This window comes from Campylobacter concisus (genome assembly GCF_002913225.1).
In the GTDB taxonomy this organism is placed as follows: Bacteria; Campylobacterota; Campylobacteria; order Campylobacterales; family Campylobacteraceae; genus Campylobacter_A; species Campylobacter_A concisus_J.
In genome coordinates this window covers 204,249-219,612 of sequence record NZ_PPAW01000015.1, presented here as the reverse complement: position 1 = coordinate 219,612, position 15,364 = coordinate 204,249, and the positions used below count along the sequence as shown (strand labels likewise).

The 15,364-nt window shown below is 39.5% G+C and carries 14 protein-coding genes; 13 read left to right on the top strand and 1 reads right to left on the bottom strand.

What is annotated here, in order from left to right:
- The first annotated feature begins 64 nt into the window (after nt 1-64).
- The 13 genes from CYP26_RS03565 (at nt 65) to mrdA (ending at nt 11,665) form a co-directional block, all read left to right on the top strand.
- Complete coding sequence (locus CYP26_RS03565; protein ID WP_103630426.1) at nt 65-940, top strand: NAD(+) kinase; 876 nt, start codon at nt 65-67, stop codon at nt 938-940.
- Complete coding sequence (locus CYP26_RS03560) at nt 933-2,453, top strand: AAA family ATPase (RefSeq protein ID WP_181000851.1); 1,521 nt, start codon at nt 933-935, stop codon at nt 2,451-2,453. Before CYP26_RS03565 ends, CYP26_RS03560 begins: the two co-directional genes overlap by 8 nt.
- Nucleotides 2,454-2,541: 88 nt before the next feature.
- On the top strand, nt 2,542-3,798 hold the full coding sequence (locus tag CYP26_RS03555; protein WP_103630384.1) for a GGDEF domain-containing response regulator: 1,257 nt from the start codon (nt 2,542-2,544) through the stop codon (nt 3,796-3,798).
- Nucleotides 3,795-4,580: a TatD family hydrolase gene (locus CYP26_RS03550; protein ID WP_103630383.1), complete on the top strand. Its 786-nt coding sequence runs from the start codon at nt 3,795-3,797 to the stop codon at nt 4,578-4,580. The genes CYP26_RS03555 and CYP26_RS03550 overlap by 4 nt, the downstream gene beginning before the upstream one ends.
- 65 nt (nt 4,581-4,645) lie before the next feature.
- Nucleotides 4,646-5,857, top strand: a complete 1,212-nt coding sequence (locus CYP26_RS03545; protein ID WP_103630382.1) for a lytic transglycosylase domain-containing protein — start codon at nt 4,646-4,648, stop codon at nt 5,855-5,857.
- Complete coding sequence (locus CYP26_RS03540; RefSeq protein ID WP_103630381.1) at nt 5,844-6,704, top strand: septal ring lytic transglycosylase RlpA family protein; 861 nt, start codon at nt 5,844-5,846, stop codon at nt 6,702-6,704. Before CYP26_RS03545 ends, CYP26_RS03540 begins: the two co-directional genes overlap by 14 nt.
- Before the next feature lie 15 nt (nt 6,705-6,719).
- Nucleotides 6,720-7,295 carry an imidazoleglycerol-phosphate dehydratase HisB gene (gene hisB, locus CYP26_RS03535; protein WP_180996204.1) on the top strand — a complete coding sequence of 192 codons (576 nt, stop codon included), beginning with the start codon at nt 6,720-6,722 and terminating at the stop codon, nt 7,293-7,295.
- Nucleotides 7,292-7,780 (top strand): KdsC family phosphatase, encoded by a 489-nt coding sequence (locus tag CYP26_RS03530; protein ID WP_004317467.1) that lies wholly within the window; start codon nt 7,292-7,294, stop codon nt 7,778-7,780. Before hisB ends, CYP26_RS03530 begins: the two co-directional genes overlap by 4 nt.
- Nucleotides 7,771-8,298 carry an LPS export ABC transporter periplasmic protein LptC gene (gene lptC / locus CYP26_RS03525; protein ID WP_021086384.1) on the top strand — a complete coding sequence of 176 codons (528 nt, stop codon included), beginning with the start codon at nt 7,771-7,773 and terminating at the stop codon, nt 8,296-8,298. Before CYP26_RS03530 ends, lptC begins: the two co-directional genes overlap by 10 nt.
- Entirely contained in the window at nt 8,271-8,747 is a 477-nt protein-coding gene (gene lptA / locus CYP26_RS03520; RefSeq protein WP_103568007.1) for a lipopolysaccharide transport periplasmic protein LptA, read from the top strand. The genes lptC and lptA overlap by 28 nt, the downstream gene beginning before the upstream one ends.
- Nucleotides 8,744-9,355 carry a ribosome biogenesis GTP-binding protein YihA/YsxC gene (gene yihA, locus CYP26_RS03515; protein ID WP_103568006.1) on the top strand — a complete coding sequence of 204 codons (612 nt, stop codon included), beginning with the start codon at nt 8,744-8,746 and terminating at the stop codon, nt 9,353-9,355. The genes lptA and yihA overlap by 4 nt, the downstream gene beginning before the upstream one ends.
- 1 nt (nt 9,356) lies before the next feature.
- Nucleotides 9,357-9,848 (top strand): hypothetical protein, encoded by a 492-nt coding sequence (locus tag CYP26_RS03510; protein WP_103568005.1) that lies wholly within the window; start codon nt 9,357-9,359, stop codon nt 9,846-9,848.
- The gene (gene mrdA, locus CYP26_RS03505; RefSeq protein WP_103630380.1) at nt 9,845-11,665 is read left to right on the top strand and encodes a penicillin-binding protein 2; all 1,821 of its coding nucleotides are present in this window, start codon (nt 9,845-9,847) and stop codon (nt 11,663-11,665) included. The genes CYP26_RS03510 and mrdA overlap by 4 nt, the downstream gene beginning before the upstream one ends.
- Nucleotides 11,666-12,946: 1,281 nt before the next feature.
- Here the strand turns inward: mrdA and lon are convergent.
- A complete protein-coding gene (gene lon / locus CYP26_RS03500; protein ID WP_103630379.1) occupies nt 12,947-15,364 on the bottom strand; it encodes an endopeptidase La in 2,418 nt (805 codons plus the stop codon).

Genomic DNA, 15,364 nt, shown 5'->3' with positions numbered 1-15,364 from the left:
CAATTATAATCGCTTTTTTCTTTTGAAAAGCTTTGTTAAAATAAAATATGTTACAATCATTTCTATGAAAAATGAACAAAAATTTAATACCACAAACGCCAAAAAAGTGGGACTTGTCGCGAAAGATTACCCATTATTTAAGCAGGATTTAGCAAAGCTAGAAAAAATTTTAAAAAAGTATAACGCAGAAATTTTGCTTGAAAAAAGCTGTGCAAAGCAGGTAGAAAAAAGTGGCTTTGAGCTGATAAAACTAGCCAAAGAGTGCGAATTCCTTATCACGCTTGGCGGTGATGGCACGATCATCTCAACTTGCAGAAAGCTAGCTCACATCTCGCCACTAATCCTAGGCATACACGCTGGCAGGCTCGGCTTTTTGACAGATATCACGATAAATGAGAGTGAGAAGTTTTTTAAAGACTTTTTTGATGATAAATTTGAGGTAGAAACGCCTTTTATGCTTGATGTTACGCTTCATAAAAATGATGGCAAAACTGAGAAAAAGATAGCATTTAACGACGCGGTCATAGTTAGTAAAAATGGCGGTTCGATGACGCATATCGAGGCACTTTTAAATGAAAAGTATTTTAACTCATATTTTGGTGACGGTGTCATAGTGGCAACTCCTGCTGGCACTACTGCTTATAACATGAGCGCACATGGCCCTATCATATATCCATTGAGCGAAGTTTTTACAGTAACTCCCATCTGTTCGCACTCGCTCACGCAGCGTCCAGTTGTGCTTACCAAAAATCACACGGTTAAATTTAGAACAAAAAGCGACGCCATTTTAGTAATAGACGGCCAAGACCGCTTTGATATGAGTAAAATTTCAGCTGTTAGCATGAGCCTGAGCGAGAAAAAAGCGAGGCTGATACGCCATATTGGCAGGGATTATTTTCAAATTTTAAAAGAGAAACTTCACTGGGGTTATAATGATTGATCGAATTTTGATTAAGGATTATCTAAATTTTAAAAATGTCGAGCTAAATTTCAAAGAGGGTCTTAGCGTATTTACGGGAGTTAGCGGCGCTGGTAAGTCGGTGCTGATGAGTGCCATAATGGCCGTTTTTGGGCTAAAAGATAGCGAGGCAAGGCTGATAGAAGCTGACGTGGAGCATAAATTTGAGCTTGATGAGTTTGGCATAGAAAACGAAGAGGTCAATATTTTCAAGCTTTTAAAAGATAAGAGCACGAGATATTTTATAAACCAGCAAGCCATCTCAAAGAAAAATTTAGCCCAAGTGGCGCGCGAGCACATCAAATATCTCTCGGCAAAAGAGGCAAATGAATTTGAAAATGAGAAATTTCTAAATTTGCTTGACAGGCTTGAAATTTCAAAAAATGAGAAATTTAAAGAGATAAAGCAGGAATTTGAAGAGACGTTTTTAGAATTTTCTAAAATTTCAAAAGAGCTAGCCACTATAAAAGATGAAGAGAAAAAGGTCGAGGAGCTAAAGGAGCTTGCTAGCTTTGAGATCGAGAAGATAAGAAGTGTCGGGCCTAAAAAAGGCGAGTTTGAAGAGCTTATGGAGACTAAAAAAAGGCTTAGTAAAAAGGATAAGATAAATGAGGCGTGGGCTAGAGCTGAGCGGATATTTGAGCTAGAGCACAGCGTAAATGAGGCGCTAAGTATCAGCGACCTTGATAACGGCTTTTTTGAAGATGCGATGAACGAGCTAAGAGTTGCACGTGATAGCCTAAATATGGAGGAGCTTGATGATATAGACGTGGAGAGCGTGCTTGATAGGATAGAAGCTCTTAATGCCATCATTAGGCGCTATGGCAGCGAGGAGGAGGCGCTAGAGGCGCTTGATAAAAAGGAAAAAGAGCTTGCTAGATATGAAAATTTAAGCTTTGAAAAGAGCGAGCTTGAGAAGAAATTTGAAATTTTAAGCAAAAAGGCAAATGAGCTATCCAGCACATTAAGCAAAGCACGAGGCGTAAATTTAAAAGAGCTTGAGGCGATGATAAATTTATACCTAAAAGAGCTTTATATGCCAGATATCACGCTAAGGATCGAGGGCAAAAAGCTTGATATTTTAGGCGCTGATGAAATTTGTTTAAATTTAAATGAGACCTCGCTTAAAAATTTAAGCTCAGGCGAGCTAAACCGCTTAAGGCTGGCTTTTATAGCTGCTTCTAGTGAGATCACAAAAACAGGCGGAGATGTCATAATTTTAGATGAAATAGATGCAAATTTAAGCGGAAAAGAGGCGATGAGCATCGCAAATGTCTTGCTTAAGCTAGCAAATTTTTATCAAATTTTTGCCATTTCGCACCAGCCACAGCTTAGCTCAAAGGCAAATTCGCACTTTTTAGTAGAGCGTCACGGCGAGAGCTCAGTCGTAAGAGAGCTTGACAAAGAGGAGCGTGTAAATGAGCTTGCACGTATGATAAGCGGCGAGCATATCAGCGAAGAGGCGATAAATTTTGCAAAAGGACTTTTAAAATAGCTTGAAATTTAAGTTTTAAATTTAAGCTTTGTGATTAGGTTTATTTGTTAAAATCCGAGCTAGTTTAATAAAAAATCGCAGGAATAATATGGAAAGAATTCTAGTAGTTGATGATAATAAGGCACTTGCTAAGCTAATCGTCATGCAGATGGAAAAGAGCATTGAGGATATGGCGATCGACGTTGCGTATGATTTTGCCGAAGCCCAGATGCTTATTAGCGAGCACGGCAAAGATTATTTTATGACTATCTTGGATCTAAATTTACCTGACGCACCAAATGGCGAGATCGTTGATTATGTCCTTGCTCAAGGGCTCTGTGCTATCGTTTTAACTGGCAGCATCGATGATAAGACGAAAGAATTTTTTATAAACAAAGATATAGTTGATTACGTCTATAAAGGCAACATGGATGATATCAACTACATCTTTCAAATGATAAATAGACTAAGTAAAAATAGACAATACAAAGTCCTTGTCGTTGAGGACTCACTGCCTTTTAGAAATATGATAAAAAAAATCTTAACTAGCCTTCAGTTTAAGGTCCTAGCAGCAGCCCACGGCGAAGAGGCGATGAGCTATTTTGCTGATAATCCTGATATAAATTTAATTATAACTGACTATAGAATGCCTGTTAAAGATGGTTTAGAAGTCTTAAAAGAGGTTAGAAAAGAGAAAGATAAAAACCACCTTGGCGTGATCGTGATGACTTCGCCTAGCGAAAAAACAGATGCTGCGATATTTTTAAAAAATGGAGCTAGTGACTTTATAGCAAAGCCATTTTCTAAAGAAGAGCTTATTTGTCGTATAAATAACACCATTGAGGCGATGGAGAATATAAATAAGATAGCAAATTTTGCTAACCGCGACTTTTTAACTGGCGCTTATAATAGAAGATATTTCTACCAAGATATAGAAGAATACGTTCAAACAGCTGAAGAGCTTGATGAGCCTTATGCGTTTGCTATGCTTGATATAGATCATTTTAAAAAGATAAACGATACATACGGGCATGATGGTGGCGACAAGATACTAAAATCACTCGCAAAAATACTAACTGACAACACAAAAGGAAGCGATGTGGTCGCTAGGTTTGGCGGCGAGGAGTTTTGCGTCGTTCTTAAAAAGATAGCAAAAGAGGAGGCGATTAAATTCTTTGTAAATTTAAGAGCAAAAGTGGCTGAAAATGAGGTAGTGATAAAAGATAAAATCGTAAGAGTCACTGTTTCTATCGGCATATCTTTTGGAAAAGGTCACTGCGAGATAGATGATATGCTCGAAGCTTGTGACTCAGCGCTTTATGTCGCTAAAGAAAATGGTAGAAATAGGGTAGAAATAGCTTTATGATTATAGATACGCATTGCCATTTGGATAGTAAAGTTTATGATTTTGACCTAGAGCAAATTTTATCTGAAGCTAGAAATTTAGGGCTAAAAGGCTTTATTATCCCTGGAGCTGATATTAATGATTTACCAAAAGCGGCTAAAATAGCGCACGAAAAAAATGACATTTTCTTTGCCGTTGGGGTTCATCCATACGATAAAGAGAATTTTGATATTGAAACTTTAAGAGAATTTGCCAAAGATAAAAAGTGCGTGGCTATCGGTGAATGTGGGCTTGACTACTACCGCTTGCCAAAAGATGAAGAAGAGAAGATAAGAGAAAAGCAAGATCAAAAACGTGTTTTTTTAGCTCAACTTGATTTGGCTGTTGAGTTAAACAAACCCGTTATCCTCCACATCAGAGAGGCTAATGAGGACTCTTTTAACATTTTAAAAGAGTATGCGCCAAAGCTTGAAGCTGGAGCGGTTTTGCATTGTTATAATGCTTCGCCACTTCTTTTGGAGCTTTGTAAATTTGGGAATTTTTACTTTGGCATAGGTGGCGTTTTGACATTTAAAAACGCTAAGAATTTAGTTGAAATTCTGCCAAAAATTCCTTTTGATAGGGTATTGATAGAGACTGACGCTCCATATCTTACGCCAGAACCAAATCGTGGCAAGAGAAATGAGCCGGCGTTTACGACATTTGTTGCTAAAAAGATAGCTGAAATTTTAAACCTTGAATTTGAAGTAGTTTGCAAAACGACTTCAGATAATGCCAAAAGGTTATTTAAGTGCTTTGCCTAAATTTTGGGCATTGTGCTTGCTTAAGATGCTAGCATCATTAAGCTTTGACACGAAAAAGGATAGAAATGAAAGCAATGCTTAAGATATTTTTATTATTTGCATGTAGCACCTTGCTACTAGCAAACGCCCCTGAGAAGAGCTCTTACGACACTCAGGTTAAAATTTTAAAAGAGCTAGACATCGATGCTAGCTTTATGAAAACTTCTCACTATGCAAAGATGAGACAAGGCATACAAAACTCACAGGTAAGAACATTTACAGATGCCTTGAAAAATGGCTATATGTATATACCAATGATTAAAGAGCAGATCAAAAAATCAGGCGTACCTGAGTCATTTTTCTACCTAGCGATGATAGAGTCAGGCTTTTCAAATCATACTGTCTCAAATGCTAAAGCTACTGGTATGTGGCAATTTATGGAGCAAACAGCAAAAATTCACGGCCTAAAAGTAGGACAATACACCGATGAGAGAAAAGATCCAGTCGAATCAACTGTCGCAGCTACAAACTATCTAAGATCGCTTAAAAATCAATTTGGCAAGTGGTACTTGGCAGCAATGGCATATAACTGCGGCGATGGTGCGTTAAAAAAAGCTATACAAAAAGCTGGTACAGACGATCTTGTAACACTTCTTGATGCTGAGAAAAAATATCTCCCAGCTGAGACTAGAAATTTCATCATTAAAATTTTAAGAGCGGCATATATTGCAAAAGATGCGGACTTTTTGATATCTAAGGAGTCGTCTTTACTAAACATAAATGGTGGATTAAGACTTACGAAAGTAAAAGTACCAGGCGGTACAAATTTAGCTCAGATAGGCGACAGCATCGGTCTTAGTACAAAAAAGATGAAAAGCAATAACCCACATTTAAAATTTGTATTTACTCCTCCAACTTTAAAAGATTATTACGTTTATATCCCTGAAAATAAAAAGCAACTTTTCTCAGATAATTTCAAACCATTTAATGGCAAAAATAACTTCTACACATACACAGTAAAAAAAGGCGAGACCTTGCTCTCTATCTCTAAAAAAACAGGCGTTAGCCACAGAGCGATCAAAGACTACAACGAGCTTAGCACAAATGCAGTAAGCTATAATCAAAAACTAATCATCCCTTTTTCTACTCAAAACAAATCTCACAACTACGTAGTTCAAACAGGCGATACGATCGCATCTTTATCAAAGAAATTTAATGTAAGCGAAAAAGATATAAAAGATGCAAATTCTTTGGCTAGTTCAAATTTAAATGTCGGAGCAAATATTGTCATACCGTAAGAGCCTAAATTTCTACTTAGGACTAAGTTTTACACTTCTAATCACTGGCTGTTCTTGGAGTGGGGCTCCATTTACTCCAAGTGGCCCAACTAATGTAAGAGGCAACAACTCCGCCTCAGTTCAAAAAGCAACAATGAGACCATACACGATAAACGGCAAAACCTACTACCCAACAGTCGTAAGTGTCGGCGACAAAGCTAGCGGAACGGCAAGCTGGTATGGCCCAAATTTTCATGGCAAAACGACCTCAAATGGCGAAGTTTATAATATGTATAATATGACTGCGGCGCATAAGACTTTGCCGATGAATACAATACTTAAAGTAACAAATTTAAGAAATCAAAAAAGTGTTATCGTGCGTGTAAATGACAGAGGACCTTTTGTAGCTGACAGGGTGCTTGATCTTTCAAAAGCAGCCGCGATGAAGCTTGATGTCATCGGCACTGGCACAGCTCCAGTTAGTATGGAGGTTATCGGCTTTAATGAAGACATTAACGCTGTTACAACTGCTAGCGCGCAACCAACAAAACCAACAAGCACTGGCATAAAAGTGCCAAATCCAGTCTCTCCAACAGCTCCGGTTGGTGGCATCGTGATCTCATCAGAGCAACGCGTTGTGGGTGGAGATTTTATGGTGCAAATTGGCTCATTTAAAAACCTTGAAGGCGCAAACAGATATCAAAGAGAGCATCAAAGCATAGATGGCTATAGATCAGTCGTTAAGACATTTACGATAGATGGCTCAACTATTTATAGAGTATTTTTAAATGGCTTTAGAAGCGAGGACGAGGCTAGGGATTACGCAAGAAGCGGTAAATTCCAAGGCGCATTTATAGTAAGAGGTTAGGGCGTGAGAGAGGAAATTTTAGAACTAACTAGAAACACAAAAGAGACGCAAATCTCGATGAAACTTAAAATTTACGGCTCTGGAGTTGCAAAGATTAACACAGGCATAGGCTTTTTTGATCATATGCTTGAAGCTTTTACCAAGCACTCCTTGCTTGATCTTGAAATTTCATGTAAGGGTGACACACATGTGGATTTTCACCACAGTGTAGAGGATGTTGGCATAGTTTTGGGACAGCTTTTAAAAGAAGCTTTGTATCCATTAAGCGGTGTTGAGAGGTTTGGCGAGGCGAGCGTTGTTATGGATGAGGCGGCTGTTTTTTGCGCACTAGATCTTAGCAACAGAGCCTACCTCGTATATGAAAATTTTAATGAAAATGCCAAGGTTGGCGAGTTTGACACTGAGCTTGTAGAGGAGTTTTTTAGAGCAGTTGCGATAAATTCAGCTATCACTCTTCATTTAAATCAAATTCGCGGCAAAAATACTCATCATATCATTGAAGCAACGTTTAAATCATTTGCCGTAGCACTCCGCAGAGCGCTTGCTAAAAATGCAAGGATCGGCACTCCAAGCACTAAGGGCGTTTTATGATAGAAATTATATTTTTAGACGTTGATGGGTGCCTCACTGATGGCAAGATCATCTACAATGCAAACGGCGAAGAGCTTAAATTTTTTGATGTAAAAGATGGCTACGCGATAGAGAGCTGGCTAAAGCTTGGTAAGAAAGTGGCTATCATCACTGGCAGAAAGTCAGCTATCGTTGAGCGAAGAGCTGAGGATCTAAAGATAAATCACGTCTATCAAGGCGTTGGAGATAAATTTGAGGTAGCAAGCGAGATACTAAAATTTGAAGGGCTTAGCTTTAAAAATGCAGCGGCCATTGGCGATGACTATAACGACTATAAAATTTTAGACGCAGTTGCTTGGAGCTTTAAGCCAAAAGATGCCATTAAAGAGCTTGATGTAAAGACAAAGCTAAAGCACAAAGGCGGCAATGGCGCTGTTAGAGAGATGATCGAGATGATCATAAAATCAGAAAATTTATACGACGAGTGGTCTAAGCGTTGGTTGTAAAAATTTTCTACTTCGTCGTGGCTATTTTTAGTGCTGTGATGATATTTTTAGCGGCTCAAGACCCATATCTAGCAAATGTTCTAAAGGTTGATACCAAGATATCAAATATGCAGGTAAATGACGTGGTTGATTACGAGATAAACTCAACTAAGATAAGCGGAGTTTATGAAAGTGACGAGCTAAACAGATATAGTGACAGGGATGAATTTTTAGACTTTAAAGCGAGAATTTTAAGGGGAAATTTAAGACATTTTCTAAGCTCAGACAAGGCTATCTCGCAAAATGATGAGATAATCTTTCAAAAAAATGCGAACTATGAAAACAACGATAGTTTGAAATTTAAAAGCGATGAAGTTATATATAACACAAAGACAAAAATAGTAAGATCAGAGGCAAATTTCACCATCACTAGAAATGGCGACAAAGCACTGGGTGATAGTGGCAGCTATGATCTTGGTAAAAAACAAACGCAGATAAAAGGGTTAAGGGCATGGGTAGAAGAAAAGCAGCGATTTTAGCGATGATTTTGGGCTTTACATTTTTAAATGCAGAGCAAGTTGAGATCACTTCAAATGATTTTTTCGCAGATGAAAATAAGCAGATCAGCGAATTTGTAGGCAATGTAAATATCAAAAAAGGCTCATACGACGAGCTAAAAGCAAACAAAGTCGTTGTGCATTTTGATAAAAAGCGCCAGCCAGTAAAATACGTAGCAACAGGCAACGCTAGAGCTAAAATTTTTATGAAAGATAAGCACTATGACGGCAAGGGCGACACACTCACATACGAGCCTGCAAAGCAAACATACACAGTAACTGGCAACGGCTATTTGCACGAGGTAGAGACTGACAAAAATGTCTATGGCGACAAGATTGTAGTCAATCAAAAAGATGGCACATATAGTGTAAATAGTGACGAGAAAAAGCCGGTTAAATTTATCTTTCAGATCGAGGATAAAAGTAAGTGATAAGAGCTCTTGGCGCTAAATTTATCACTTCAAGCCCAAGCATAAAAGAGGCTCCAAGCTTTGTGACAAGCGAGGTGGTCTTTTTGGGCAGGTCAAATGTGGGTAAAAGTAGCCTCATAAACGCACTTGTAAATCAAAAAAATTTAGCCAAAAGCTCGTCCACTCCTGGTAAAACGCAGCTTATAAATTTCTTTGAGGCTGAGTTTTGTGAGGAAAAAGAAGAGGGCGAAAAAGAGAAATTTAAGCTCATCTTAGTCGATCTACCAGGCTTTGGCTACGCAAAAGTGGCAAAGTCAAAACACGATGAGTGGCGTAAAAATTTAGATGAGTTTTTGAAATTTAGAAGCGACATCAGACTTTTTATACATCTAATCGACGCTAGGCACTTTGACCTAGACATCGACGTAAACGTGGATACTTACTTAAAAAGCTTTTTAAGAGCTGATCAAAAAATCTTAAATTTATACACAAAAAGCGACAAGCTAAATCAAAGCCAAAAGAGTGCGATAATGAAATTTGACCCAAGCGGCATTTTGGTCTCGACACTCAGCAAAAGCGGCATCGACAAGGCACGGGAAGCTATCATAAACCACGCTCTTGGTAGGTAAAATGCAAACCATAAGCAGCTTAGACATTAAAATTTTTAAAGGCTTTTGGTGGGCCATTTTTTTGCTCTCTTACGAGATCGCAACTACGCAGTTTGGCTTCTTGCCGCCACTTATTGGCATTTTTTTTACATATATGATTTTGGAGTATTCAAGAAAACAAAAGCAGTATGATGAGTTTAAGCTTTCGTGGTATTTTTCGCTCATTTTCTTGGTCTTTGCCGAGCAAATTCACGGCTTTTATCTCTTTTCAACGATCATTGCATTTTTGCTATTTTACAACTTCGTGCTAGACTGGCTCTATACGACGATGAAGTGGCGAAACTGCCTGCTCATAATCTTTGTCGCCTCTGGCTATGTGCTAACTTTTCTTGTAAATAATCTTTTTGCCTACGTCTTAAACGAGCCAAATTTGACTTTTAGCGCAGAGTATCTCTTTTTCATAGCGCTTGAAAGTGTGCTTGCTATCGTGCTTTTTAGGGACAAAGTGCTATGAGGATGCGTATAGTTTTTGGCGTGATCGCTCTTTTTTGGATCATGCTTTTGGGGCGGATTTACCACCTAAGTGTAAATTCAAACACCTACTACAACGAGATCGCCGAGCAAAATGCGATAAAAACTATCTACATCCCGCCAGTTAGGGGCATCATCTTTGATGCGCACGACAAGCCTATGGCGGTCAATCGCTTAGGTTTTTCTATCTATGTAAAGCCGCACCTTAGCGCAAACAAAAAGGTGAAAATTTTAGACGATGAGTTAGCCTACATCGGATCGCTATTTGGTGATCTAAACGTCACAAAGCTTAAAAATGAATATATAAAAAACGACTCAGCCTATAACCAAGACTTCATAAACGTGGTCGAATTTGTTGATTATGATAAATTTTTGCCATTTTTTGCGCCTCTTTCTCTGCGTGAAAATTTAGAGATAAGACCAGCTTCGAAGCGCCACTATCCATATAATGACCTGGCTTCTCACATCATCGGCTATGTCGGCAGAGCAAACCAAAAAGATATGGAAAATGACCCTTTAACAAAGCTAACAAACTATATCGGTAGAAGCGGCGTAGAGCGCTTTTATAACCCGATCTTACAAGGGATTCAAGGTTTTAAAAAGATCAAGGTAAATGCACTAAATGAGGAGATCGAGCAGGTGAGCTATCAAGCGCCACAAAGCCAAAACATAAAGCTTGCCGTCGATCTTGAACTGCAGCAGTTTGTCGCTGATGTCTTTGGCAAAGAAGCAGGAAGCGTCATAGTTATGAGCCTAAAAGATGGCGCTATCATCGCTGCTGGAAGCTTTCCAGAGTATGATCTAAACCCATTTGTGCTTGGTATCAGCCAGGCTGAGTGGGAGGAGCTTGTAAAAAACGTCGATCACCCATTTACAAATAAGCTGATAAATGGCCTTTACCCGCCAGGATCTGTCGTAAAAATGGGTATGGCGCTTGCCTTTTTGGATAATGGCATGAGCAAATATGATAGCTTTTTTTGTAGTGGCTCGTATGAGCTTGGAGGGCGTAAATTTCGCTGCTGGAACTCGCATGGTCACGGCACGGTCAATATGAATACGGCCATTAGAGAGAGCTGCGATGACTATTTTTACAAGGGTAGCCAAAAGATCGGTATAGACGCCATTGTGCCGATACTTGAGCGCATGGGCTTTGGTAGGAAAACGGAGGTTGATTTGCCAAATGAATTTGTGGGAACACTGCCAAGTAGAGAGTGGAAGATGAGGAAGTATGGCAAGGCGTGGTTTCAAGGCGAGACGCTCATCACCTCTATAGGACAGGGAAATTTTCTAGTTACGCCTATGCAGGTAGCTAAATACACAGCAGGCCTTGCAACTGGGCTAAATGTGACGCCGCATTTTTTAAAGAGCATAGATGGCAAGGATGTTGATTTTACGCCAACAGATGATGCTTTTACGCCGTTTGAGAAATCGCAGCTACCTGCCATTAGGCATGCGATGTATGAGGTAGCAAATCACCCAAGAGGCACGGCAAATAGGCACTTTGTGGGAAGTCTTGTAAAGGTCGCTGCAAAGACTGGAACAGCCCAGGTCGTTGGCATCTCGCAAACTGAAAAGAAACGTATGAAAGAGGAGGATATGGTGTATCTGCAAAGATCTCACGCGTGGATGACAACCTATGCGCCTTATGAGGATCCACAATACGTCATCACAATGGTTGTCGAACACGGCGGCCACGGTGGTAGCGCTGCTGGACCAAAAATCTCTCAAATTTATAACAAGCTAGTTGAAATGGGATATATAAAGCTAGATAAAGTCCAGACTGAGAAAGATAAAAAATAGAAATTTTAGCAAGTAGAGGTGAGCTCTAAAATTTTTAAGAATATATGTAAAATTTTAGAGCCAAATAAACTCTAAATTTGCGAGTAAGTTTCTGAGTATATTCTTTTTTGGATTTTGCTTTGCGAGCCACAAGCAGAATGTAATTCAATTTTTTATACTTTTTTAACAAAAAATATAAAGCTTACAAATTTTAAAATCTTACTCACTAGCCTTAGCAACTTACTAAATTTAGGGCATATAGTCATTCACCACTAAAATCAGAGCCTACTCGTTTATGAAATTTTAAAATTTCTTAAAACAATACGCATGCCGTGCAAAACACTAGTGCAGCGCCTCTGATGTTCGAAGACTTTTACTTTAAACTTCGTATTATAACTGTAATCAGACGAGGAATTTAAGAAAGATGGATAAGTGACAGACTTTCGTGTCTGCTACGTCGTTGCGAGCATACGAAGCAAAATTTAAGTTCCACTGTCTCCCTTTGAATAAAATAAATTTACAAATTCAATAAAGCCTTCTTATAAATTTTAAAATTCCATTCACTCGCAAGAGTTGGCTACTAAAATTACTCGTTCATGAAATTTTAAAATTTGACATATACTCGTCTAACACAAAAACGCATGCAGTGCAAAGCACTGAAGCATGCACTTCTAACGCGCGAGGGGATTGGAGGATTAAAAAGGGGGATAAGGGGACGGCCTCGTAACTCAAGTCCCCTTGTCTCCTTTTTTAATAAATTTATATCGCAAAACAAATTTTAAAATCTTACTCACTCGCCCTAGCAGCTTACTAAATTTAGGGCTCATAAATATTCGCCACTAAATTTAGAAGCGTGATATGCTCGCTCATAAATTTTAAAATTTAAATTACAGATTTTAAAAATAAATTTACTATTTCATAAATTTTAAAATTCCACTCACTCGCAAGAATTACATACTAAAATTTGGCTTCGCTTGCCGCTTAGCTCAAATTTTAGAGCCGAAATTGCTCGCTAATGAAATTTTAAAATTTACTTGACACTCACTTGATTTAGCAAAGCAATTTTACAAATTTTAAACTTTACTTGCTCGCCTTAGTAATTTACTAATTTTATAAATTTAGAGTCGTGATACGCTCGCTCATAAATTTTAAAATTTGTTTTTTAGTGTGTCGCATGTGTTATGTTATTTAAATTATTAACTACATCTATGCGCTATATGACTTTTTATTTGGGTTTTAGGATTGTCAAAATTTATAAATTTCTCTAGCCCCAAGTGAGACAAAATGGGGCTAGAGTAGGGATTATTTTTTGGCTACAAGAGCGTTTTTTAGTACATCATCGATCGTATCAACGGCGATGATATTCATATCAGCTTTTACCTCGGCTGGGATATCGACAAGGTCGCGGTCATAGTTTTTACGAGGTATTAGAGCTGTTTTGATGCCAGCTTTGTGAGCGGCTATAAGCTTTTCTTTTAGTCCGCCGATAGGTAAAACTCTGCCAGTTAGCGTGATCTCGCCAGTCATTGCGATGTCGTGTTTGACCTTTGTGTCAGTTAGTATCGATGCGATCGCAGTTGCCATCGTGATGCCAGCGCTTGGGCCATCTTTTGGCACAGCACCTTCTGGCACATGCAAGTGAAGGTCGTAGCGTCTATAAACGTCGCTGGCTTCTAGCTTGTGCTTGTCATCATCAAATTTTGGCACGATAGCCATCGGCACTTTTAGCTTTTTGTTATCTATCAGCACTTTTACCACGCTAAATGCGATCTGAGCGCTCTCTTTCATCACGTCACCTAGCTGACCGGTGATCTGCATATTGCCTTTGCCTTGGATCCTGATAGCCTCGATCCTTAGCACGTCGCCACCGACACTAGTCCACGCGAGGCCATTTACCAAGCCGATCTGATCTTTTTTATCCGCTGGCTCGATCTCATAGACCTTTTTTTCTAAAAACTCTTTTAAATTTTTAGCCGTGACGCTGATCTTGCCTTCGTTCTTTTTGGTGAGGATATTTTTGGCGACTTTTCTTAGTATGTCAGCGATCCTGCGGCGTAAATTTCGCACGCCACTCTCTCTTGTGTAGTCGCTAATTATTAGCTCAAGTGCCTCTTTGCTGATACTAACGTCGCTTGGTTTTAGGCCGTGCTTTTTAAGCTCTTGAGGCAAGAGATATTTTTTAGCGATCTCAAATTTCTCTTGTGGGGTGTATGAGCTAAGCTCGATAAACTCCATCCTGTCGCGAAGTGCGGCTGGTATCATGCTCACGTCATTTGCTGTGGCGATGAAGATGATCTTGCTAAGATCGATGTTGAAATTTAGGTAGTAGTCTCTAAATTTATTATTTTGCTCTGGGTCCAAAATCTCAAGTAAAACAGCAGTCGGGTCGCCTCTGTAGCTTCTGCCAACCTTGTCGATCTCATCTAGTACAACCACTGGATTCATCTGCTTGGCTTCTATGAGCCCTTGCACGATGCGGCCTGGCATAGCGCCTATATAGGTGCGGCGGTGACCTCTTAGCTCGTTTACGTCCTCAAGTCCGCCAAGAGCGATCCTGACTAGCTCGCGCTTTAACGCCTTTGCGATCGAGTTTGCAAGGCTTGTTTTACCCACGCCTGGAGGGCCTGCAAAGCATAAAATGGCGCCGTTATTTACCTTTTCGCCAACACCCCTAAGCTCCAAAAGCTCACGCAAGGCAAAATACTCCTCTATGCGCTCTTTTGGCTTCTCTAAGCTATAATGATCGGCATTTAGATGCTTGCTCACTTCAGTGATAGAGGACTTTTTCTTAGCTATGTTTTCAAATGGAATTTCAAGCACCCAATCAAGGTAGCTTTGCAAGGTGTTTGCGTCAGCTGAGTCTGGGTGCATGCGAGAGAGCTTATCTATTTGTTTTTTGATCTCTTTATAGGCATCCTCAGCCATAAATTTCTTCTTCGCATCAAGCTTTTTATTATACTCCTCAAGCTCCTCTTCACGGCTCGTGTCCGCTCCGAGCTCAGCTTGAATTTGCTTTAGTTGCTCTTTTAAAAAGTACTCTTTGTTCGTCTTGTCGATCTTTGAATGAACCTTATTTTTGATCTCTTTTTGAAGCTTGTTTGCCTCGATCTCTTCGATGACGTAGTCGATGAGTTTTAGTAGGCGCTGTTCTAAATTTTCTTCGACAAAAAAGCTATAAGCGATCTGTTTTTTTAGGCGAAGCGCGCTTGAGACTAGGTCGCAAACCCTGATCGCCTCAGCACTCTCTTCGATCGTCTTTAAAAGATCAGGCGGGAAAAAGTGGCTAAACTGCGAAAGCTCTCTTACTTTTTCTCTTAAAACTACGATGAGAGCGTCAGTTTTGACCTGTGATGGGCGCTTGACGTGGAGCATATCGACGATGCCACGGAGTGGGTTTATGCCTGATTGTTTTAAAATTTTACCTTTGTCGATGCCCTGAAATAGCACTTTTACGCGTCCGTCAGGCAGTGGCACACGGCGCATTATCGTGCCGATAACGCCTGCGTCATAGATGCCGTCAAAGTCTCTAGCGCCGTCTTGCTGGGGCTTTGTAGGCACGACAAGGATCGGCGTTTCACCTTGTATGGCAAGTTCAAGCGCTTTTAAATTTTCTTCGTCGCTTAAAAAAAGCGGTGTTATCATAAATGGATATAAAAATAGCTCATCCTCAACTATGATAGGGATCTCAGTTGGGAAGCCTTTGTTTTCGTTTATTTGCAA

Excerpts from the sequence above, each read along its gene's own strand:
- CYP26_RS03510 (WP_103568005.1), top strand. The coding sequence starts at position 9,357 with ATGCAAACCATAAGCAGCTTAGACATTAAAATTTTTAAAGGCTTTTGG.
- CYP26_RS03550 (WP_103630383.1), top strand. The coding sequence starts at position 3,795 with ATGATTATAGATACGCATTGCCATTTGGATAGTAAAGTTTATGATTTT.
- CYP26_RS03555 (WP_103630384.1), top strand. The coding sequence starts at position 2,542 with ATGGAAAGAATTCTAGTAGTTGATGATAATAAGGCACTTGCTAAGCTA.
- lptA (WP_103568007.1), top strand. The coding sequence starts at position 8,271 with ATGGGTAGAAGAAAAGCAGCGATTTTAGCGATGATTTTGGGCTTTACA.
- CYP26_RS03530 (WP_004317467.1), top strand. The coding sequence starts at position 7,292 with ATGATAGAAATTATATTTTTAGACGTTGATGGGTGCCTCACTGATGGC.
- mrdA (WP_103630380.1), top strand. The coding sequence starts at position 9,845 with ATGAGGATGCGTATAGTTTTTGGCGTGATCGCTCTTTTTTGGATCATG.
- CYP26_RS03565 (WP_103630426.1), top strand. The coding sequence starts at position 65 with ATGAAAAATGAACAAAAATTTAATACCACAAACGCCAAAAAAGTGGGA.
- CYP26_RS03560 (WP_181000851.1), top strand. The coding sequence starts at position 933 with ATGATTGATCGAATTTTGATTAAGGATTATCTAAATTTTAAAAATGTC.
- CYP26_RS03545 (WP_103630382.1), top strand. The coding sequence starts at position 4,646 with ATGAAAGCAATGCTTAAGATATTTTTATTATTTGCATGTAGCACCTTG.